This is a genomic window from Pseudonocardia sp. ZF1 (assembly GCF_056835605.1).
The window spans coordinates 5,552,049-5,573,212 of sequence record NZ_JAJNBY010000001.1; the positions used below are offsets into that span (position 1 = coordinate 5,552,049).

Sequence of the window (21,164 nt, forward strand, 5' to 3'; positions counted from 1 at the left end):
GCGGGCCGGACACCGGCTCCGGCCCGCTCACCCCGCCACCACCGTCTTCCGTCGCCCGCCCGAGCGCGACGGCACCCCCTGAGGAGAACGCCATGTCCGCCGAGAAGACCCTGATCCAGTTCATCCTGGACCTGCTGAAGGACCCGAAGCTCCTGGCCGAGTTCAAGGACGACCCCCAGGGCCTGCTCGCCCAGTGCGGCCTGTCCGACGTCTCCGTCGAGGACGTCCGCGACGCGATCGTCCTGGCCCAGGACAACGACGAGGTCTCCTTCGACCGCGACTACAACACCGGCGGCGGCCACGGCGGCGGCCACCACCACACCCCGCCGCCGCCGCCCGTGCACCACGGCGAGGACCCGGTCAAGTACATCGACAAGTACGTGACCAACAACCACTACACCTACAACGTCGACGACCGCGACACCATCGTCGACAACTCGATCAACCAGAACATCGACACCGGCGGCGGCGACTTCCGCCAGGACATCGACACCAACTCCGTCGTCGCGTCCGGCGACGGTGCGGTGGCCGCCGGCGACGACATCCGCGACTCGACCATCACCACCGGTGACGGCAACGCGGTGGGCGACGGCAACGCCGTGGTCAACGGTGACGACAACCAGGTCGCCTTCGGCGACGGCTCCTCGGCCGACTCCTACGGCGACATCACCGCCGACGACGGCGGCGCCGTCGCCATCGGCGGCGGCAACGCCACCGGTGACGACTCGGTGAACGACTCCTACAACTCGTCGGAGACCACCACCACCGAGGAGACCACCACGTCGTTCGAGGACTCGTTCAACACCGACGTCGACAGCTCGACCTCGACCGTCACCGAGGACAGCGGCAACGTCAACGTGCTCAACGACGCCGACCTCGACGTCAACGCCTCGCTGCTCTGATCCTCGACACCCTGACGAGAAATCGTCCCTGCTCCGCCCGCGAGCAGTAGGATCGACTGCACGGCCCATCGGCCCCGGCCACCCTCACGTGGGTGACCGGGGCCGATGACGTTGGTGTATCCATGACAGCGACGCGACGAGCGGTGACCGCACCGCTCCGGAGCGATGGGGGGCGCAACGCACGTGGCGGTACCGGAGGCGGTCGCGCTGGTCGACCTCGCCCTCAAGGCGGTCACGGCCTACGACCGCCCCGACCTCGCTCCCCGGCTGCGCCAGACCAGGACCAGGCTGTCGGACCCGGTGGTCCGGGTCCTCGTGGTGGGCGAGTTCAAGCAGGGCAAGAGCCAGCTCGTGAACGCCCTCGTGAACGCCGCCGTCTGTCCCGTCGACGACGACATCGCCACCGCCGTGCCGACCCTCGTCCGCTTCGGCGAGGAGACGTCGGTGACGCTGGTCCGTGAGATCGCCGGTACCGACGGGGCCCTGGCCGAGAAGGCCGAGCGGACGGTCGTCGGGTTGGACGAGCTCGCGGACCACGTGTCCGAGGGCGGCAACCCGGGCAACCGCGCCGGCCTGACCCGCGCCGAGGTGACGCTACCCCGCAAGCTCCTGCAGAGCGGACTCGCACTCGTGGACACCCCCGGGGTCGGTGGCCTCGGGTCGGCCCACGGCGCGGCCACGATGTCGGCCCTGCCCACAGCGGACGCCGTGCTGCTGGTCTCCGACGCCAGCCAGGAGTACACAGCTCCGGAGCTGGAGTTCCTGCAGGCGGCGCGCAAGCTGTGCCCCAACGTCGCCTGCGTCGTCACCAAGACCGACCTCTACCCGCACTGGCGCCGCATCGTGGAGCTGGACGAGGGTCACCTGCGGACCGCCGGGATCGACGCCCGGCTGCTGCCGGTCTCCTCCGCACTGCGGCTGCACGCGGCCCGTACCCAGGACCTCGACCTCATCGCGGAGTCCGGCTTCCAGGCGCTCACCAGCTTCCTGCTGCGCAAGGTCGTCTCCGCCGCCGACGACCTGGACCGCCGTTCGACAAGCCAGGACGTTCTGGTCACCTGCCAGGCGCTGGAGTCGACGATGCGTGCCGAGCTCATGTCGCAGAACGACCCGGAGAAGGCCGGGCAGCTCGCCCGTGAGCTGGAGTCGGCCCGGTCGCGCGTCGACGGGCTGCGACAGCGGTCCGCACGCTGGCAGACCACGCTGAACGACGGCGTCGCCGACCTCATCGCCGACATCGACTACGACCTGCGCGACCGGCTGCGGGCGGTCTCCCGCGACGCCGAGCAGCTGCTCGAGGACGCCGACCCGGCCGACATCTGGGAACAGTTCGCCGAGTGGTTCCACAAGCAGGTCGCCCACGCCGTCGCGCAGAACTTCGTGTGGACCACCGAGCGGGCCCGCTGGCTGGCCGAGCAGGTCGCCGACCACTTCGCGGAGGCCGTCGACGTCACGCTGCCCGAACTCCGCGTGGCCGGCGGGTCGGTGGCCGGCCTGGTGGACCCGCTGGACATGCCCGCGGACGAGAAGTTCGGCGTCGGCCAGAAGCTCTTCGTCGGCGCCCGCGGTGGCTACGGCGGCATGCTGATGCTCGGCCTGGCCTCGACCGTCGCCGGGTTCGCTCTGCTCAATCCGGTCTCGGTCGGCGCGGGACTGCTGTTCGGTGCCAAGACCGTGCGCGACGAGAAGAAGCGCATGAAGCAGCGTCGCCAGGCCGAGTCGAAGAACGCGGTGCGCCGCCACATCGACGAGGTCACCTTCCAGGTCGGCAAGGACTCGCGGGACAACCTGCGCCGGATCCAGCGCGACCTGCGCGACCACTTCACCACCGTCGCCGACGAGCTGTCCGACGCGTTGAAGGAGTCGGTCTCGGCCGCCCAGACCGCGCTGAAGGACGACGCGTCGCGGCAGAAGCGCGTCGCGGACCTGGAGGCCGAGCTGAAGCGGGTGTCCGGCCTCGCCGAGCGGGCCCGCGCGCTGGCCGCGGCGGCCGGGGCGGAGGCGTCCGCGTGAGCGCGCTGACCGACCAGACCCGTGCGCTGCTGCGCCGCACCCTGGACGCCTACGGGGACTCGCCGCAGGCCGCCGGGTGGCTGCGCCACCATCTGGAGCGGTTCGACGAGCCGCTGCGCGTCGCGATCGCCGGCAAGGTCAAGGCCGGCAAGTCCACGCTGCTCAACGCCCTGGTCGGCGAGCGGATCGCCCCCACCGACGCGGGCGAGTGCACCCGCATCGTCACCTGGTACGCCGACGCGCCGGCCCCGGGCGTGCGGATGCACCTGCGCTCCGGCGCGGACCGCCCCCTCACCCTGGCCCGGCGCGACGGTGCGCTGCAGATCGACCTGCAGGGCACCCGGGTGGAGGACGTCGACCGGCTGCACGTCGACTGGCCGTCGCAGCACCTGCGGCGCACCAATCTCATCGACACCCCCGGCATCGGGTCGCTGACCGCCGATGCGGCCGGCCGGGCCGGGGAGTTCCTGACGCCGGAGGACATGCCGTCGCCCGCCGACGCCGTCGTCTACCTGATGCGTCACCTGCACGCCGGTGACGTGCGGTTCCTGGAGGCCTTCCACGACCGCGGCGTCGCCCGCGCGACCCCGGTGAACACCATCGCGGTGCTGTCACGCGCCGACGAGATCGGCGTCGGCCGGCTCGACGCACTGATCTCCGCGCGCCGGATCGCCCGGCGCTACCGCGGCGACGACAAGCTGCGGGGGCTGTGCCAGTCCGTCGTCGCCGTCGCCGGACTGCTCGCCGAGACCGCCCGCACCATGCGGCAGGACGAGTACGTCGCGCTCACCGAGCTGGCCGCGCTCCCGCGGGGCGACGTCGAGGCGCTGCTGCTCTCGGCCGACCGCTTCGGCCGCACCGACCTCGACCGGCCCGACGCCGCCACCCGGATCGCGCTGCTGGAGCGGTTCGGCCTGTTCGGTGTCCGGCTCGGGACGACGCTGATCCGGCAGGGCGTGAAGGACCCGACCGCGCTGGCCGACGACCTGGTGCGCCGTTCCGGTCTCGACGAGCTGCGCTCGGTGCTCGACACCCAGTTCTCCGAGCGCCGCGACCTGCTCAAGGCCCGCTCCGCGCTGCTCGCGGTCGACCTCGTACTGACCCGCGAGCCCCGCCCGGCGACGGCCGCCCTGCGTGCCGAGGTGGAGCGGATCCTGGCCGGGGCGCACGAGTTCGTCGAGCTGCGGGCGCTGGCCGACCTGCGCGCCGGCAAGATCGTGTTCCCGCCCGAGGCGCTCGCCGACGCCGAACGGCTGCTCGGCGGCGAGGGCGGCTCGGCTGCGGCCCGGCTCGGGCTCGACGGCGCCGCGGGTCCGCGCGAGGTCCACGACGCCGCCTCCGAGGCGCTGCGCCGCTGGAGGCGGCGGGCGGAGAGCCCGCTGACGGGGCGGGCGTCGGCGGAGGCCGCGCGGATCGTGGTGCGGTCCTGCGAGGGGCTGCTCGCCGAGGCGTCCCGCCCGCACGCGCACCACTGAGGGATCAGGGCCGAGGGATCAGGGCGTCGCGTCGAGGGCGTGCAGCGCCGCGACCAGCGGGGCCAGCTCGGGGCGCGTCGCCGCGTCGGCCAGCGCCTGCTCCAACGCCCGGTCGTGGCCCGGACGGGCGCTCTCCAGGAGCCGGCGTCCCTGCTCGGTGAGCTCGGTGTAGATCCCGCGGCGGTCGGTGGGGCACAGGTACCGCTGCAGCAGCCCCCGGTCCTCCAGCCTGCCGACCAGCCGGGTCGTCGCCGACTGGCTGAGCACGACCACCGACGAGAGCTGGGCCATCCGCAGGTGGAAGCCGTCCTGGCGGGCCAGCGCGTCGAGCACGGTGTACTCCACCACCGACAGCCCGTAGGAGCGCTGCAACGCCCGCTCCAGGTCGTCCTCCAGCCGGGCGTGCAGGGCGGCCAGGGTGCGCCACCCCCGCGCCCGCGTCTCGACCGCGTCGTCGTCGAGCGACATGGTGTGCCTCCCCTTCGGCCCGGGTCACGGTGCTACGTTGTCGGCGTCGGCAATAACCAGCGTGTGCAACTATAAGCGTACGCCGACTGTTGCACGTGCCGACACCACGATACGAGACGGCCACCCCGACTCCTGGAAAGCGACAGCCATGCACCTCGACCTCACCGGCCGGACCGCCCTCGTCACCGGCTCCACCCAGGGCATCGGACTCGCCATCGCCGTCGACCTCGCCCGCGCGGGCGCCCGGGTCGCGGTCAACGGCCGGACCGCGGAACGGGTCGACGCGGCCGTCGCCCGGGTGCGCGACGAGTCCGGCGGAGAGGTCGTCGGCGTGGCGGCCGACGTCACCACCGACGACGGCACCGCGACCTGGCGGCGGAGCTGCCCGGGGTCGACGTCCTGGTCAACAACCTGGGCGTCTTCGGTGCCCAGGAGGCCCTCACCATCACCGACGACGACTGGCGCCGCTACTTCGAGGTCAACGTCCTGACCGCGGCCCGCCTCATCCGGACCTACCTGCCCGGCATGCGCGACCGCGGCTGGGGCCGCATCCAGAACATTGCCAGCGACTCCGCGGTCGTCATCCCGGCCGAGATGATCCACTACGGCGTGTCCAAGACGGCGCTGCTCGCGCTGTCCCGCGGGTTCGCCAAGGAGGCGGCCGGCAGCGGGGTCACCGTCAACTCGGTGATCGCCGGGCCGACGCACACCGCGGGCGTCGAGGACTTCGTGTACCAGCTGGTGGACCCGGCCCTGCCCTGGGACGAGGCGCAGCGCGAGTTCATGCGCGCCCACCGGCCCCAGTCGCTGATCCAGCGGCTGATCGAGCCCGAGGAGATCGCCCACATGGTGACCTACCTGGCGTCGCCGCTGGCCTCGGCCACGACCGGGGCCGCGGTCCGCGTGGACGGCGGCTACGTCGACTCGATCCTGCCCTGACCGGGCGGGTCAGCCGCGGTCGCCCAGGATCCGGCGGAGCTCGTCGAGCAGCTCGCTGCGGCCGCCCACGCCGAGACGCTGGCGCATCCGGGCCACGTGGTGCTCGACGGTCTTCGCCGAGATGAACAGCGCCTCACCGATCTCGCGCTGGGTGCGCCCCTGCACGACGAGCTCGGCGACCTCCAGCTCGCGCTCGGACAGCAGACCCGACCCGGACGGTTCCGGGGCGGCCTCGACGGGCGCCGGGGCCGCGACGGCGGGCTCCTCCGCGACCGGGCCGGGCTCCTCCGCGGGGGGCGGGACGGTCCCCTGGCGCAGGTCCGTCCCCGCCGCCTGCAGCGCCCGCGCGCAGGCCAGCAGGGCCGACACCGCGCGCCGGTCCCCGGTCCGCAGTGCCGCCTGCCCGGCGAGGCGGCCGCCGTCGAAGGACAGGCCGACGGCGTGCAGCCCGCGGGCGGCGGCCTCGACCTCGGCCGCGTCGACCCGGTCCTCCAGCACGCCCACCCAGTGCGGGGCCGCCGTCGCCATGGCGTGGGCGAAGCGGCTGCCGCAGGCGGCGCTCTGCAGCTCGTCGGAGCGGGCGCGGGCGGCCTCGACGTCGTCGGTGAGCACCGCGGCCTGCAGCCGCGCCCAGTGCAGCGGGGCGACCCACAGCGCGGGGCGGCCGAGCCGGTCGAGCAGCGCGTCGGCCTCGGCGAGGTGCGGGGCCACCCAGCTCTCCTCCCGCAGCCGCGACGCCGCGGTCACCAGCTCCCCGAGCGGCTGCAGCACGTAGAGGTCGACCGGGTGCCGGACGATCGCCTGCCGGGCCCGCGTCCAGGACCGCATCAGCGCACCGAGGTCGGACTGGCGGCGGGCGATCGCGACCTGCAGCGCGGCGGCGAGGAACTCGTCACGCGGTTCGAGGGGGTCGTCGCCCGCGTCGACGGCGGCGAGCCGCTCCGACGCCGGGCCGGTCGCGCCGCGCAGCAGCGCGATCCAGCCGAGCAGCAGCCGGTGCCGGGCCCGGGCGGGCGCCCCGCCGAGCCCGGTCCGCAGGGCGCGGTCCAGCACGGACGCGGCGACGTCGAACTCCCCGGTGTGCACGGCCACCAGCGCGGCCAGCGCGGCCGGGGTGTCGGGCAGCAGCGCGGCGCCGTGCGCGGTCTCCAGCAGACCGGCGGCGCGGGCCAGGCCGGACAGCGCGGCGGTCGGGGAGCCCTCGACCGAGTCGAGCATGCCGCGGGCGGTGAGGTCGTCGGCGCCGTCGACGAGGGTGGGCGCGCGGCCGGCGACGAACCCGGAGCCGTCGACCCCGACGACGGCGCGGGCCTCCTCCAGCGCCCCGGTCCCGATCAGCACGGGCACGGCCGCCGCGGGCGGGCGCTCCCCGGACACCGCCGCGGTCCACCGGTACAGCTCCGCGCTGCGTGCCAGCAGCCCCCGCCGGGCGAGGACGGCGGCCGCGACCGACCCGGCGCGGACGGCGTCGGTGGCCTCGACGGCGTCGGTCGCGGACAGCACCGAGTCCGCGTGCCCGAGCGCGCCGTCGAGGTCCCCGGCGACCAGGTGGGCCTGCGCGCGGTGCGCGGCGACGGTCAGCGGGGGCGCCCCCGCGGCGACGGCCTCGGCGTAGAACCGGACCGCGTCCGGGCTCTCCGCGCGGGCCGCTTCGGCCGCGGCGGCCCGGAACACCGCGGCGGCGCGCTCCCCGGTGGCCCCGGACCCGCGCAGGGTGCGGGCGACGGCGAGCACGCTCCCGCCACGGTCGAGCTCGATCTCGGCGAGGTGGCGGCGCAGCTCGGCCCGCCGGGCCGGCGCGACCCGGGTGCGGATCGCCTCGGCGACCAGCGGCACGACCCGCCCGTCGGGGGTGCAGAGCCCGGCGGCGACGGCCCGGCCGGACAGCTCGTCGAGCTCGGCGATCTCGGCGCCGACGCCGATGCCGGCCGCGTCGGAGATCCCGAGCAGCGGGACGAGCACCTCGCCGTCGACGGGGGCGCCGAGCGCGAGCACGGTGACCAGCTCGACCACCCGCGGGTCCTCGGCGTCGACGGCGTAGCCGATCTGCTCGGCGAGCTGCGGCGGCACCGGACCACCGACCCGTCCGTGGGCGAGCAGCCGGTCGACCAGCACCGGGGCCCCGGCGGTGCGCTCGGCGACGACCCGGACGGCCTCGTCGGAGATCCGGACCCCGGCGACGCGGGCGGCCCGGGCGGCGATCCCGGCGGCGTCGAGCGCACCCAGGACCAGCGGCGGCGCGGCGGCGGCCAGCGACGCACCGAGCCGGGCCAGCGCACGGCTGCGCGGCCACGGACGGAACGCGACGACCAGCCGGGCGCCCGGACGGCCCGCGCGCCCGCGCAGATCGGCGAGCTCGTCGTCGCCGAGCTCGTGGGCGTCGTCGACGACCGTCACGTCCTGCCCGGCGCCGGCCTCGGTCCACACCCGGACCAGCTCGCGCAGCACGGTCGACTTGCCCGCGCCGGCGGGGCCGGCGACGGCCACCAGGCGCGGTGCCTCCGGCTCCTCGGCGACGGCCCGGACCAACGCGACCGCGGCGGGGGCCCCGGCGAGCGGGCCGGTCGACGCGGCGGGGGTGGGGGACGTCGTCGGTGCCGCCATCCTCGTCCGCCCTCCCGGTCGCCCGATCGGGTCGCCCGATCGGGGACGGCCGAGGCTATCGGGTGCGGTGTCCGGTTCCCGCGCCGGACCCGGCAGGATCACCGGAGTGCGTGACCACGTGTGGGCGATCGTGCTGGCCGGCGGCCGGGGGCTCCGTTACGGCCGGCTCAAGCAGCTCGACGACCTGGCCGGGTCCCGCCTGATCGACCACACCGTCGCCGCCGCCCGGCGCACCTGCGACCGGGTCGCACTGGTGCTGCCGTCCGGGGTGGACTGGGACGGCGAGCCGGTCGACGCGCTCGCCGTCGGCGGGGACCACCAGTCGGAGTCCCTGCGGGCCGGGCTCGCCGTCGTACCCGCCGAGGCGGGGATCCTGGTTCTCTCCGACCCGGCGCACCCGCTCGCCGCCGACCGGATCTTCACCGAGGTGGTCGAGGCCGTGCGGGCGGGCGCCGACGGGGCGGTGCCGGTGGTCCCGCTGCTGGAGGTGGTGCAGCGGGTGCGCGACGGCGTCGTCGTCGACACCCTCCCCAAGCAGGACGCGGTGGTCACCCAGTCGCCGCAGGCGTTCCGCGCGGACGTCCTGCGTGCCGCGCACGCCGACGCGCCCCGGCCGGTGGAGAACTCCGGGATGCTCGCCGCGCTCGGCCACCGCGTGGTGACGGTGCCGGGGGACCCGGCGAACCTGCACGTCGCGACCCCGGAGGACCTGGCCGTCGTCCGGCGCCTGGTCAGATGAGCGTGCCGACGTCCTGGGCGACCAGGTCGTCGGTGGCCCGTTCGACGACGGCGGCGATCGTCATCGACGGGTTGCAGGCGGCCGTCGTGCCGGGCATCAGCGACCCGTCGAGCACGTAGAGGCCGCGCTGGCCCCGCACCCGGCCCGCCACGTCGCAGACCGTGCCGATGCAGGCCCCGCCCAGCGGGTGCCAGGTGGTCGGCACCGCGTAGGTGGTGTCGAGGAAGGTGCCCCGCGCCCCGGTGATGCGCCCCATCCGCTCGTGGATGCGCGCCGTCAGGGTGGCGTCGCCGTCGAGCGGCCAGTCGACGACGCCCTCCTGCCGGACCGGGTCCCAGCCCATCCGGCCGCGCCCGGCGCTGACGCCGTAGCCGACGAGCATCGTCGTGGTGCGGCCGAGGCCGAGCGGCAACGGCGGCAGCGACGCCTGGATGACGGTGTCGGCGGTCGTCGGGTCCGCCCAGTCCTTCGTCCCGAACACCACCGGGCCACCCTGGGTCGCGCCGAAGTCCTCGACCAGGGAGTTCCAGGTGCAGATCCGGTCGCCGTTGGTGCCCCAGTTCTCGCCGAGCGCGTCGGGCAGGTCCGGGACCGTGTCGTGCGCGCGGGCCCGCAGCAGCAGCCGGTTGGTGTTCTGGGTGCCCGCCGCGAGCACCAGCGCCGGGGTGGTGACGATCTTCTTCTCGAGCACGGTGCCGGTCTCGTCGATCCGGTCGACGTGCGCCTCCCAGCGCCCGTCGGCCGCGCGGACGACGTCGGTGACCTGGTGCAACGGGGCGACCGTGACCCGCCCGGTCGCCTCGGCGGCGGCGAGGTAGGTGACGTCGACGGTGTGCTTGCCGCCGTTGTTCACGCCGAACGCGGCGTCGCCGTTGGTGTAGGCGGGCCTCATCTCGCCGCGCAGCTCGGCCAGCGCGTAGTCCCAGTCGATCGGCATCGGGATCTTCTCGACCTCGTAGCCGGCGGCCTCCGCCCGGTCGCGGAAGACCCGCGGGGCGCGGTACGTCGGCGAGTCGATCAGCTCGTCCGGGGCGGTGGCCAGGCGGAGCATCCGGGCGACCCGCGGGTAGTGCTCGCGGGCGAGCACGTCGTAGTCCAGCTCGCGGGGCATCGTCGCGGCGAACACCTCGGCCGAGGGCTGGAGCGTCATCCCCTGGTAGAGCAGCGAGCCCCCGCCGACGCCGGCCGCGCAGAACGCGTCCATCCCGTTGCCGCCGACACGCTCCAGCAGCCCGGTGTACCGGCCGGGGGACAGCGGCACGGCGCCCGGGGTGCTCGCGGTGGGGCGCCCCAGCAGCACCGACAGCGGGTTCGGCGGTCCGTCCAGGGGGTCGGCGACCGTGTCGAGCCAGAACAGCCTGCGGTCGGGGTTCGTCGTCACTCGGGGGAAGGTCTCGGCGTCCGGCCCGGTGACCCACCGCCGTCCGCGTTCGAGGACGAGCACGTCCACACCGGCCTCGGCCAGGCGCAGCGCCGTGACGCCGCCGCCGAACCCGGAGCCGACGACGACCACCCGTCGCTCCTCCCGGGTCACGCTCACCCGGGACGGCGCGGCGGCGACCGCGGTGCCCGCTCCGAGCACCCCCAGCCCGGCGACACCGGCAGCACCCAGCAGGACCGACCTGCGGCTGATCGAGCGCATCGGGGAGCTCCTCTCGGAAAGACACCCGACTGGACACCTGTCCACCCGTAGTGGATCACGGTAGCGGCACCGCCCGGCGACCCGGGGCCGGGGCGGTCGACGGCTAGGCTGGGTCCGGTGGACGGAGCATTCTCCCGGCGGAGCGAGGTCGCGCCGGCGACCCGGGACCGGCTGCTCACGGCCGGGGCCGAGGAGCTCGCCGACAGCGGCGCCGCGACGTTGACCGTGCGCCGGGTCGCGCGCCGGGCGGGGCTGTCCCCGGCCACCGCGTACAAGGTGTTCGCCTCGAAGGAGCACCTGCTCGCCGCGGTGTTCCTCGCCCACCTGCGCAGCGCACCGGGTGCCGAGCCCGCCGCGGACCTGCCGGTCGAGGAGCGCCTCGCCGGCTACGTCGACGGCCTGGTGACCGCCCTCGACGGCGGCGGCGACCTCGACACCGCGCTGCGGTCGGTGTTCCTCGGCCACGACCCGGACGCGCGCCGGATCCGGGACTCCGTCGTCGCCGACTTCCAGGAGCGGTTCGACCGGGTCTGCGGCGACGACCTCACCGGCGACGCGCGCCGCACCGCCCGGCTGCTGCTCGCGGGCGCGCTGGTGCTGACCGGGACCGGCATCGACGACGCCGCCGCGACCCGCGCGGAGCTCGTCCGGGCCGTCCGCGCGCTGCGGCCGGCACCGGCCGGTCAGACCGCGAGCAGCTCCGTCGACCCGAGCCCCAGCTCGTCGAGCGTGGCGCGGACCTCGCCGGTGTAGACCGGGTTCATCAGCAGCACCGACCGCGGGGGCGAGTCCAGCAGGTCCTTCGGGGCGCGGATCGGCAGCCCGAGCCCGCCCATGAAACGCCCCTGCAGGCCGGGGTTGATGTCGACGACCGCGCCGACCGCGCCGGTCCCCTCCGCACCGCCCTCGACGACGTTGAGGAAGGTCAGCCCCTTCGCCCCGCCGCCCCAGACGACCACCTCGTCGCCGGTCGCGGCCCGGCCGCCGAGCCATTCCCGCCAGCGTCCGACCTGGTCCGACACCCGGGTCGCGAAGTCCCGGCAGGCGCTGCGCAGCGCCTCGCGCAGGTGCGGCTCCAGCTCGGGCGCGCCCGGCGTCCCGTCCGGACCCGCCTCGGCGACGACGTACTGGTCGGCGTAGGTCAGCCGCACCTGCGGGTCGGAGAAGCCGACCCCGGTCAGGAACGTCCCCATGGTCGCCGGGGTGAAGTAGGAGCAGTGCTCGTACTGCAGGTCCCAGAAGGCGCCCTCGTCGAGGATCCGGCCCAGGTCGGGCACCTCGGCGAGCAGCGCCCGGCCGCCGCCGCGACGCAGCCCGGCGTACAGCTCCGCGCCGAAGACGGCGAGGTCGGGGATGTGCTCCAGGGTGTGCCGGCAGACCAGGGCGGCGGTGTCCGGCTCGACCTGGTCACGGGCGAACTCCGCGGGGACGGCGGTGAGCCGGTCCGCCAGCTCCGGGCGGACCCGCTGCGGCACGAAGTGCGGGTCGATCCCGGTCACCCGGCCGACGCCGGCGCCGAGCAGCTCGGCGGCGAAGTCACCGGACCCGCACCCCACCTCGACGACGTGCCGCCCGGCCAGCCCGAACCGCGCCACCCAGTCCGCGGTGACCTCCGCGGCGTAGGCGGCGAAGCGGGGGGAGTGGTGCTGGGACTCCTCGTGGTCGCCGGTGTAGTCGAGCAGCCCCGGGTCGAAGTCGCGGTTGAACACCAGCCCGCAGCGCTCGCACAGCACGAGCACCTGGTCACCGGTGGCCACGGAACGCGCCGAGACCGGGTCGGGGAGCACCGCGGTGCCGTGCACCGGCAGCCCGGTCGCGGAGAAGAACGGGTCGCTCGCGGGCGCGTCGCACGCGGGGCAGCGGTTCAGCACCGGGCGAGACTAGCGGCAGGCCGTCACCCGTCCGTGCGCGCGCTCCGCCCGGGACCGGGCCCTCAGCGGTTCAGCACGCCCTGCGGGTCCTGCGCGTCCGGGACGGCGCTGCCGGAGGTCCCGAGCAGCTTCTGCCACTGCGGGTGGTCGACGACGTCGGGCACGCTCTCCACCCGTCGTGCCGCCGCGAGCACCTCGACGGCACGGGCGGCGTCGCCCTCGGTGCCCGCGCGCACCGTGCGGGCCAGCTCCGGCCAGGTCTCCCCGCCGAGCAGGCCGTTGACGTCGTCGGCGCGGTGCGCGCGCTGGAACTCGCTCACCGCGGCTGCGGTGCGGTCGTCGAACCGGCCGTCCGGCTTCCCGGTCAGCGACCCGGCGTCGCGCAGCAGGTACTGGGCCGCCTCGACCATCGGGCCGCGATCGCCGGTGCGCAGCAGCGGCCAGCTCGCCTTGGTCGACTCGGTGCGCGAGAGCCGCCTGCCCAGCAGCCCCGCCACCTCGCGGCGCAGCCGGGGCAGCGCGGCGTAGAGACGGTCACCCGGGCAGAGGGTGTTGCGGTAGTCGCGGTGGCCGTAGAGCTCGGTCGGGGCGATGCCGTAGCGCAGGCAGATGTAGGCGCAGGTGACGCGCAGCGAGTTCCACAGCGCCGGGGTCGGGTCGACCCCCATGTAGGTGCCCTCGTTCTCGATGCCGATCGCGATGACGTTCTGACCGGGCGAGTGCGCCCCCTCGACGACGCGGCGGCCCCCGTTGAGCTCGCCGAGGCTCCAGAGCCTGCCCTCCATGACGTGCCCGCCACGCGAGATCGTGAAGTGCTGCCCCGAGTCGAGCCAGCCGTTGCGGTCCATGTGGTAGTTCTGGATCGCCCTGGCCATCCGGTGCGCGGCGCCGACGCTGTAGTCGTTCGTGTTCGCCCCGGCCGTGTGGTGCACCAGGATCCGGATCGGGCGCCGGTCCCAGATCTTCGGCGGGAACTTCGGCTTGCGCGCGCCCCACTCGAAGCAGCGCGCGACATACGGGACCGGCACGCCCTCGGCGAGCGGACCGGCACCGGCCGGGCCGGGCATGCCGTCCGGCCCCGGGACCGCCGACGGGCCGGGCACCGGACCCGTGGCGGGCGGAGCGGGGTCGGTGGTCGGCGGCGGCCCGGCGAACGCCCGGCCGGGAAGGACCAGGCCCGCGCCGGCGACCGCACTCCCGACCAGCAGCCCGCGGCGGCTCCAGCTCTGTCCCGGCTCGCCCATCGCTGCTGCCCCCTTCGGCGGCACCGCCGGCACCGCCTCCGTCACACACGCCACATCCGTCCCGTGCGACTCCGCATTCTCTCGGTTCACGGGAAAAGGACGGCGCGGGCGCGCCGGTCGAGCGCGTCACACGGGTGGGCGGTCCCTGACGACGCAGCTGCACCTTGCTCTTGTTACCGGTCGGTAATACTCTGGAGTCAGTTACCGGCCGGTAAGTCGATCGGCCCTGGCACGAACGGCGGTGAAGGACGGATGGGCCACTACAAGAGCAACGTGCGCGACCTCGAGTTCAACCTCTTCGAGGTGTTCGAGGTACAGGACCACCTCGGAACGGGACCCTTCGAGGACGTCGACGTCGACACCGCCAAGGGCGTGCTGTCGGAGCTGTCGACCGTCTGCACCGGCCCGCTCGCCGAGCACTACGCCACGATCGACCGCAACCCGCCGGTCTTCCACCCCGAGGACCACACGGTCACCACCCCGCAGGAGCTCAAGGACGCCTACAAGGTCCTCTGGGACGGCGAGTGGTGGCGCCTCGGCCTGCCGAACGAGCTGGGAGGCATGGGCATCCCGCCGTCCGTGCAGTGGGCCGCCGCCGAGCTGATGTGCGGCTCCAACCCGGCCATCTTCATGTACATGGCCGGCCCGAACTTCGCCTCGATCCTCCACGCGAACGGCAACGAGGAGCAGAAGCGCTGGGCCCAGCTGATGATCGACCGCGGCTGGGGCGCCACCATGGTGCTGACCGAGCCGGACGCGGGTTCCGACGTCGGCGCCGGCCGCACCAAGGCGATCCGGCAGGACGACGGCACCTGGCACATCGAGGGCGTGAAGCGCTTCATCACCTCGGCGGAGCAGGACTTCACCGAGAACATCATGCACCTGGTGCTGGCTCGCCCCGAGGGCGGAAAGCCGGGCACCAAGGGCCTGTCGCTGTTCCTGGTGCCGAAGTTCCACTTCGACAGCGGGACCGGCGAGCCGGGCGAGCGCAACGGCGCCTTCGTGACCAACGTCGAGCACAAGATGGGCCTCAAGGCCTCCACGACCTGCGAGCTGACCTTCGGGGCGCACGGCACCCCGGCCGTCGGGTGGCTGCTGGGCGACGTGCACGACGGCATCGCCCAGATGTTCCAGGTCATCGAGTACGCCCGGATGATGGTCGGCACCAAGGCCATCGGCACCCTGTCGACCGGCTACCTGAACGCGCTCGAGTTCGCCAAGGAGCGCGTGCAGGGCGCCGACCTGACGAAGATGACCGACAAGACCGCGCCGCGGGTCACGATCACCCACCACCCGGATGTGCGCCGCAGCCTGATGCTGCAGAAGGCGTACGCCGAGGGCATGCGCGCCGTCTACATCTACACCGCGACCTTCCAGGACAGGGTGCGCCTCGGCGACGAGGGCAGCGGGATCAGCACCGCGCTCGCGGAGAAGGTCAACGACCTGCTGCTGCCGATCGTGAAGGGCGTCGGCTCCGAGCGCGCCACCGAGCAGCTCGTGCAGTCGCTGCAGACCCTGGGCGGGTCGGGCTTCCTGCAGGACTACCCGATCGAGCAGTACATCCGGGACGCCAAGATCGACTCCCTCTACGAGGGCACCACCGCGATCCAGTCCCAGGACTTCCTGTTCCGCAAGATCGTCCGGGACAACGGCCAGGCGCTCGCGCACGTCGCGGGCGAGGTCCAGGCGTTCATCGACTCCGACGCGGGCAACGGCCGGCTCAAGGAGGAGCGCGAGCTCCTGCGCACCGCGCTGACCGACGTGCAGGGGATGCTCGGCACGCTGACCGGTTACCTCTACGGCTCCACCAAGGACGTCACCGAGCTGTACAAGGTCGGCCAGCACACCGTGCGGCTACTGATGGCGGTCGGCGACCTGCTCGTCGGCTGGCTGCTGCTGCGCCAGGCCACCGTCGCGCTCGCCGCACTGGGCACCGACGGCGTCTCCGCGAAGGACCGGGCCTTCTACGAGGGCAAGGTCGGCGTCGCGACCTTCTTCGCGAAGTCCGTGCTGCCCCGCCTGACCTCGGACAAGGCGATCATCGCGAACGCCGACAACGAGCTCATGGAGCTCGACGAGGCCTCGTTCTGATCCGGTCGGCGATGACGAAGGGCCCCGGGCGCGGACTCCCCGCCCGGGGCCCTTCCTCGTCGTGCCCCTACTGCGCGATGTAGCTCTCCAGCTGTTCGCGTTCCTGCTCCAGCATGTCCATCCGGGCCTTGACCAGGTCGCCGATGGACACGATCCCGGCCAGCGCCCCGTCGACGATCACCGGCAGGTGCCGCACCCGGCGGTCGGTCATGATCCGGGCGAGGTCGCCGACGCCGTCGTCGGGCGAGCAGGTGACCACCTCGGTGGTCATCACCTCGGCCACCCGCGCGTCGAGCAGCGCGGCACCGTGGCTGTGCAGCCGGCGCACCACGTCCCGCTCGGAGACGATGCCGACCAGCCGGTCCCCGTCGACGACGGGCAGTGCGCCGAGGTTCCGCTCGGCGATCGCGCGCAGCACCTCGCCCATCGAGTCCTCCGGCGCCACGGTGCTGACCGCGCTGCCCTTGCTCCTCAGAACGTCCGCGATGCGCATGGGGTACCCCGATCCCTCGCTGTCCGACGGCTGGAGGGATCAGGGTACGAATGTGACCTGGCTCTCGTCATCCCCTGACGGGGACGATCACCGGATCAGCCGCCGCACTGCACGATCGGCTGAGGGTTGTACTTGACCGTCCGCGTCTTGCTGGTCGTCTCCCCGGTCTGCACGTTGCGCATGGTCCGGGTGTCGGTCGCGGTGAAGCCGGGAGAGCCCTTGCTGGCGCTGCACGGCTGGCCGGCCGGGATGTTGACGACCTGCGGCTGGGTCGGGTTCGTCCGCGGCCCGGTCGCCGAGGTGACCTCGTACATCTTCTGCCCGATGAACGAGACGGTGACGTTGCTGGGCGTCCACGCCGTGCGGATCAGCACCGGGGTCGGGCCGTCGTTGCGGAACTTGACGTCGATGAGGTCGTTGAAGACCGTCGCCTCGCGGGCCACCGGGTAGCGGCTGATGTAGTAGCTGTGCTCCTTGTGCTCGATGTCGGTCATGCCGGCGAAGTACGACGCGTTGTACAGCGTCGTCGCGAGCTGGGAGACACCGCCGCCGACGCCGCGCGCCGGGTGGCCGTCCTCGATGATGCCGGCCTCGACGTAGCCGTTGGCGGCGTTGCGGGGGTTGCTGACGCCGTTGAGGCTGAACGTCTCGCCGGGCTGCACGATCTGGCCGTTGATGGCCTCGGCGGCGCGCTTGATGTTCTGCCCCGAGTCGGCGGCGAACCCGCCGGTGGTGAACGTCGAGATCTCGGTGGCGTTGCCCAGCGACTCCAGGTCGGCCGTGGTGATCTCGGCCGGCTTGTTCGCGTAGACCGCCGCGACCGTGCGCTCGCCCTGGCCGGTGAGGATCGGCAGCACGTTCGCGAAGGTGGCGTCGTAGTCGATGCCACGCCCGTCCTGCGACGGGACGACCCGCGGCGGGGTCGCGGCGAAGTCGAGCTGGGCGTCGACGCCGGGCTTCTCGGTGCCCGCCAGCTGCGGCTGCGCGATGTCCTCGAGGGTCTTGTTCGCAATCACCGGCTTCAGCTTCACGGGCCCCTCCGGGTCCGCGGTGAAGCTGAGCGCAGTCGTGATGTCCTCCGGGGTGATGGTCGCGTTCGCACCCTCACCGGTGATCGTCAGCGGGCCGGCGACGGCGGGCTTGGCGACCTCGTCGATGGCCTTCTGCACGTCGGCCGGGGTCGTGACGGCCTGCTCGACGATCAGCGGAAGCTGCACCGGCTCGCCGGAGGCCCACTGCTCCTCGACGACGCCGACGGCCGCGTCGACGTCGAGCTGCTGGCCGGGCTCCGGCGCGACCGGGGTCGGGGTGACTCCCTGCCACTCGACCGAGCCCTCCTTGGGCTCCTTCATGACCAGCGGGGCCATCTGCTCCAGCGCGGTGCGCACGGCGCGGTCGTCGGCGGAGTTGACCACCCCGACCTCGCGGGTGGTGAAGAACGAGGAGATCCGGGTGATCGGGTTCAGCGGCTGCTCGCCCGCCTCGTCGAGAGTGCGCGCGTAGTCGACCTGCAGGCCCGCGGCCTTCGGGTCGATCTCGGAGCTGACCTCACCGGCCTGGACCGGCACCGGCGCGGAGGAGCGGGGCTCGATCGCGGCCTGCAGCGTCTCGGTGGCCTGGGCGCGCGACATGCCGCCGATCTGCTGACCGGCGACGACGACGCCGCGCGGCACGCTGCCGGAGCTCAGCGCGAGGTCGCCGACGTAGCCGAGGACGAGCACACCGAGCGCGACGGCCGCGACGATCAGTCCGACCGGGCGCTTGCGCTGCGGGCCGTCACCGCCCTCGCCGTCGCCGTGCCCGTCGCCGTCCCCACCACCGGGGCCGCCGGGCCCACCGGGGCCTCCCGGCCCACCCGGACCGGTCGCGCCCGCGGGGCCGGTCGCACCGGCACCGAGGACCGCGGTGCCCGCGCCCGGGCCGCCGGTGTGGATGCGGGCGGTCTGCTCGGCGGCGCCGCCCGCGGGCGGCGTCGCGGCCGCGGCCGGGGTGACCCGGGGCAGGATCTGGGTGCGCTGCTCGCTGAGCGGGGCGACGCGGACGGTGTCCTGGTCCTGCCCCTCGGGGGCGGCGGGGACCGGGCGGGTCGCGTCCGGCGCACCGGCCGGCCGGGGGCCGGGCTGCGGCGCGGCGGGGGGCCCGCGGGGGCCGGGGCGCCGCCGGACGGCTGCGGGGCGGCCGTGCCGGACTCCGGGCGCTGCGGCGCGGGGGGCTGCTGGTGCGGGGCGGGCGACGGCGCGGCCGGACCGTCCGCGGTGGTCGCCTGCCCGACGACGGTGCGGGCCGCGGGGGACTCCGGCGGCGCCTGCTCGGCGGCCTCGGCCGGGTCGGCGGGACCGGACTCGGCGGCGGAGACCTCGGTGGCGCCCTGCGGCGCGGGAGTTCCCTGCGGCGCGGCGGGGGCGGCGGGGCCGGGCGAGGGACGGCGGGCGGGCATCACGGGGCGACCGGCACCGGCGGCGTCGCCGGTCTGCGGGTCTCCCGGCTCCGGCGCGGACGTCACCGGCTGCTCGTCCGCGTCGTCGGACGAGGGAGGACGCTCGGGCATGACGTGGGACTTCCTTTCCGCACTGCCATCGACTCTGTGATCGCGACCGGCGTCGTCGACTGCGTCGACACCGCTGTCGAACCGGGTGGGCCGCGGGTCCGTGCGGACCGGCGCGACCCGGGGGGTCAGAGGTAGAGACCGGTCCCGTGCTGGGTGGCCTCGGAGGCCACCGCGTGCAGGTCCCGCTCACGCATGACCAGGTGCCCGACGCCGGCGATCTCGACCTCGTACTGGTCCTCCGGGGCGAGCAGGACGCGGTCGCCGGCCTTCACCGTGCGCACGTGCTGTCCCACCCCGACCACCTCTCCCCAGACCAGACGCTTGGCGACCTGTGCGGTTGCCGGGATCACGATTCCGGCCGAGCTCCGTCGCTCGCCGGAACCCTCGACCCTCTTGATCATGACCCGGTCGTGGAGCATCTGGATCTCGAGTTTGGGCTCGGCCACCGGGCCGATGCTACGGGTGGGCCCTGACGCCCCCGGCGGCGCCCGGCACAGGCGACAGCATGCCCCGAACGTGGAACGCCCCGCGGCGCTACCGAGTCGGGGGTCGGGTGGCGCCGCGGGGCTCAGCAGGGGTTTCGCACCGGTACGACGACCTGTTACACCGCAAACAGTTTTCACTCGTCCGGAGCAGCGGGACTCAGGTGTTGGCGAGCAGGTACCGCCCGAAGTGCGGCACGGTGAAGGCGATCTGGCCGCGCTGGGCGGAGAACACCAGGCCCTTCTTGAGCAGGCTGTCGCGCGCCGGGGACAGCGACGACGCGCGCCGGTCCAGGTGCTTGGCCACCAGCGACGTCTCGACGGGGTGGTCCTCCCCGTCGGTCAGCTCGGCCATCGCCCGCAGGTACTCGCGCTCCGCGGGCGTCGCCCGCTCGAAGCGCGAGCCGAAGAAGCCGACCGCGAGCTCTGCCTCGGCCTCGGGGGCGGCCATCTCGACGTCCTTCACGCCGATCGGACTGGTCGGTGCGGCGTCCCAGGCGGCCTTGCCGTAGGCCTGCACGAAGTAGGGGTAGCCGCCCGAGCGGACGTAGAGGTCGTCGAGGGCCTCCTGGTCGAAGGTCGCCTCCTCGCGCTCGGCCGGGGCGATCAGCGCGAAGTCGGCGTCCTTGCGGTCCAGCCGGTCGATCCGCGAGTACTTGAACAGCCGCTCCGAGTAGGACTTCGACGCCGACAGCACCGCGGGCAGGTGCGGCAGCCCCGCCCCGACGACGACGAGCGGCACCCGGGCCTGGGACAGCTCGTGGCAGGCGGCGCAGAGCGCGGAGACGTCCTCGGGCCGCAGGTCCTGCATCTCGTCGATCAGCAGCGCGATGCCGGAGCCGACGTCCTGGGCCAGCTCCGCGACCTCGGTGAACAGCTCGACGAGGTCGATCTCGATGTCGCCGGAGTCCGCGCGCCCGTTCTTCACCGGGACGTCGATGCCGGGCTGCCAGCGCTCCCGCAGCTTCGTGCCCTCGGGGGACGACCGCAGCGCGAACGCCTTGAGCACGCCCAGCACCTCGTCGATGCGCTCGGGGGCCCGGTGCCGGACGGCGAGGTCGCGGACCGCGCGGTGCAACGCAGCGGACAGCGGACGGCGCAGGTCGGCGTCCGGGCGGGCCTCGATCTTCCCGGCACCCCAGCCGGCGTGCATCGCCATCGAGCGCAGCTCGCCGAGCAGCACCGTCTTGCCGACGCCGCGCAGCCCGGTGAGCACCAGGCTCCGCTCCGGGCGACCGCGGGCGACCCGCTCCAGGACGATCTCGAAGGCGTCCACCTCGCGGTCCCGGCCGGCCAGCTCCGGCGGGCGCTGCCCGGCGCCGGGGGCGAACGGGTTGCGCACCGGGTCCATGCGAGGACGGTATCCGCCGCTCTTCGGAATTCCGTAGACGACGGCGGCGTGTCGCGGCCCCGCCACCCGTGCGGCCCAGCGACGACGTCGGTCACCCAGCGTGGTCGCGATGCCCGTCCGGGCCGGCTCCGGCGTCGCCCGTGCGGTCCGCCGCGAACGCACCGTGCGAGCGGGGCCGGTGAACGCCTGCGTTGTCGTCACGATCCGGTGGCCCGCGCCCGGCGACCTTCCGCGACCGCGGTTGACCAGCAACACTTCGAGGCGTGCACCACCCTGTCGCACGTGACTACGCCCGGGAGGAG

Annotated in this window: 16 protein-coding genes and 1 pseudogene; 8 read left to right on the forward strand and 9 right to left on the reverse strand. The window is 74.2% G+C overall.

Translation table 11 applies throughout. The features are described from left to right. Positions 1–92: 92 nt before the first annotated feature. From ZF1_RS26780 to ZF1_RS26790, 3 genes are all read left to right on the forward strand, one after another. Entirely contained in the window at positions 93–902 is an 810-nt protein-coding gene (locus tag ZF1_RS26780; RefSeq protein WP_482638619.1) for an IniB N-terminal domain-containing protein, read from the forward strand. A gap of 183 nt (positions 903–1,085) precedes the next feature. Continuing rightward, positions 1,086–2,915 carry a dynamin family protein gene (locus ZF1_RS26785; protein ID WP_482638620.1) on the forward strand — a complete coding sequence of 610 codons (1,830 nt, stop codon included), beginning with the start codon at positions 1,086–1,088 and terminating at the stop codon, positions 2,913–2,915. Continuing rightward, on the forward strand, positions 2,912–4,390 hold the full coding sequence (locus tag ZF1_RS26790; RefSeq protein WP_482638621.1) for a dynamin family protein: 1,479 nt from the start codon (positions 2,912–2,914) through the stop codon (positions 4,388–4,390). Before ZF1_RS26785 ends, ZF1_RS26790 begins: the two co-directional genes overlap by 4 nt. Before the next feature lie 18 nt (positions 4,391–4,408). Here the strand turns inward: ZF1_RS26790 and ZF1_RS26795 are convergent, their stop codons facing one another. Continuing rightward, a complete protein-coding gene (locus ZF1_RS26795; RefSeq protein ID WP_062398878.1) occupies positions 4,409–4,858 on the reverse strand; it encodes a MarR family winged helix-turn-helix transcriptional regulator in 450 nt (149 codons plus the stop codon). A 148-nt stretch (positions 4,859–5,006) separates the two neighbouring features. Here ZF1_RS26795 and ZF1_RS26800 point away from each other — a divergent pair. Then, positions 5,007–5,797: pseudogene (locus tag ZF1_RS26800) on the forward strand (SDR family NAD(P)-dependent oxidoreductase). A gap of 9 nt (positions 5,798–5,806) precedes the next feature. On the opposite strand, the gene ZF1_RS26805 reads toward ZF1_RS26800, so the two are convergent. Then, entirely contained in the window at positions 5,807–8,401 is a 2,595-nt protein-coding gene (locus tag ZF1_RS26805; RefSeq protein WP_482638622.1) for a helix-turn-helix transcriptional regulator, read from the reverse strand. 106 nt (positions 8,402–8,507) lie between these two features. Here ZF1_RS26805 and ZF1_RS26810 point away from each other — a divergent pair, with 106 nt between their 5' ends. Next, positions 8,508–9,140, forward strand: coding sequence for an IspD/TarI family cytidylyltransferase (locus ZF1_RS26810; RefSeq protein ID WP_482638623.1), 633 nt, complete (start codon positions 8,508–8,510; stop codon positions 9,138–9,140). Here the strand turns inward: ZF1_RS26810 and ZF1_RS26815 are convergent. Next, a complete protein-coding gene (locus ZF1_RS26815; protein WP_482638624.1) occupies positions 9,133–10,782 on the reverse strand; it encodes a GMC oxidoreductase in 1,650 nt (549 codons plus the stop codon). The two genes, ZF1_RS26810 and ZF1_RS26815, sit on opposite strands and share 8 nt — an antisense overlap. Before the next feature lie 117 nt (positions 10,783–10,899). Here ZF1_RS26815 and ZF1_RS26820 point away from each other — a divergent pair, with 117 nt between their 5' ends. Further along, positions 10,900–11,535: a TetR/AcrR family transcriptional regulator gene (locus ZF1_RS26820; protein ID WP_251783364.1), complete on the forward strand. Its 636-nt coding sequence runs from the start codon at positions 10,900–10,902 to the stop codon at positions 11,533–11,535. Here the strand turns inward: ZF1_RS26820 and ZF1_RS26825 are convergent. After that, positions 11,466–12,653 carry a class I SAM-dependent methyltransferase gene (locus ZF1_RS26825; protein ID WP_482638625.1) on the reverse strand — a complete coding sequence of 396 codons (1,188 nt, stop codon included), beginning with the start codon at positions 12,651–12,653 and terminating at the stop codon, positions 11,466–11,468. The genes ZF1_RS26820 and ZF1_RS26825 overlap by 70 nt on opposite strands. A 62-nt stretch (positions 12,654–12,715) precedes the next feature. After that, entirely contained in the window at positions 12,716–13,897 is a 1,182-nt protein-coding gene (locus tag ZF1_RS26830) for a peptidoglycan recognition protein family protein (RefSeq protein ID WP_482638626.1), read from the reverse strand. 252 nt (positions 13,898–14,149) lie between these two features. Here ZF1_RS26830 and ZF1_RS26835 point away from each other — a divergent pair, with 252 nt between their 5' ends. Then, positions 14,150–15,988 (forward strand): acyl-CoA dehydrogenase, encoded by a 1,839-nt coding sequence (locus tag ZF1_RS26835; RefSeq protein WP_482638627.1) that lies wholly within the window; start codon positions 14,150–14,152, stop codon positions 15,986–15,988. Between the two features lie 67 nt (positions 15,989–16,055). Here the strand turns inward: ZF1_RS26835 and ZF1_RS26840 are convergent, their stop codons facing one another. Further along, complete coding sequence (locus ZF1_RS26840) at positions 16,056–16,481, reverse strand: CBS domain-containing protein (protein ID WP_073576089.1); 426 nt, start codon at positions 16,479–16,481, stop codon at positions 16,056–16,058. Between the two features lie 95 nt (positions 16,482–16,576). Then, positions 16,577–18,202: a VanW family protein gene (locus ZF1_RS26845; RefSeq protein ID WP_482638628.1), complete on the reverse strand. Its 1,626-nt coding sequence runs from the start codon at positions 18,200–18,202 to the stop codon at positions 16,577–16,579. A gap of 75 nt (positions 18,203–18,277) precedes the next feature. On the opposite strand from ZF1_RS26845, the gene ZF1_RS26850 reads away from it, so the two are divergent. Continuing rightward, positions 18,278–19,069, forward strand: a complete 792-nt coding sequence (locus ZF1_RS26850; RefSeq protein ID WP_482638629.1) for a hypothetical protein — start codon at positions 18,278–18,280, stop codon at positions 19,067–19,069. Positions 19,070–19,154: 85 nt separating this feature from the next. Here ZF1_RS26850 and ZF1_RS26855 read toward each other — a convergent pair whose 3' ends face one another. Both ZF1_RS26855 and ZF1_RS26860 read right to left on the reverse strand, forming a co-directional pair. After that, positions 19,155–19,475 carry a GroES family chaperonin gene (locus tag ZF1_RS26855; RefSeq protein ID WP_043276256.1) on the reverse strand — a complete coding sequence of 107 codons (321 nt, stop codon included), beginning with the start codon at positions 19,473–19,475 and terminating at the stop codon, positions 19,155–19,157. Between the two features lie 196 nt (positions 19,476–19,671). After that, positions 19,672–20,862: an ATP-binding protein gene (locus ZF1_RS26860; RefSeq protein WP_482638630.1), complete on the reverse strand. Its 1,191-nt coding sequence runs from the start codon at positions 20,860–20,862 to the stop codon at positions 19,672–19,674. Positions 20,863–21,164: the final 302 nt, after the last annotated feature.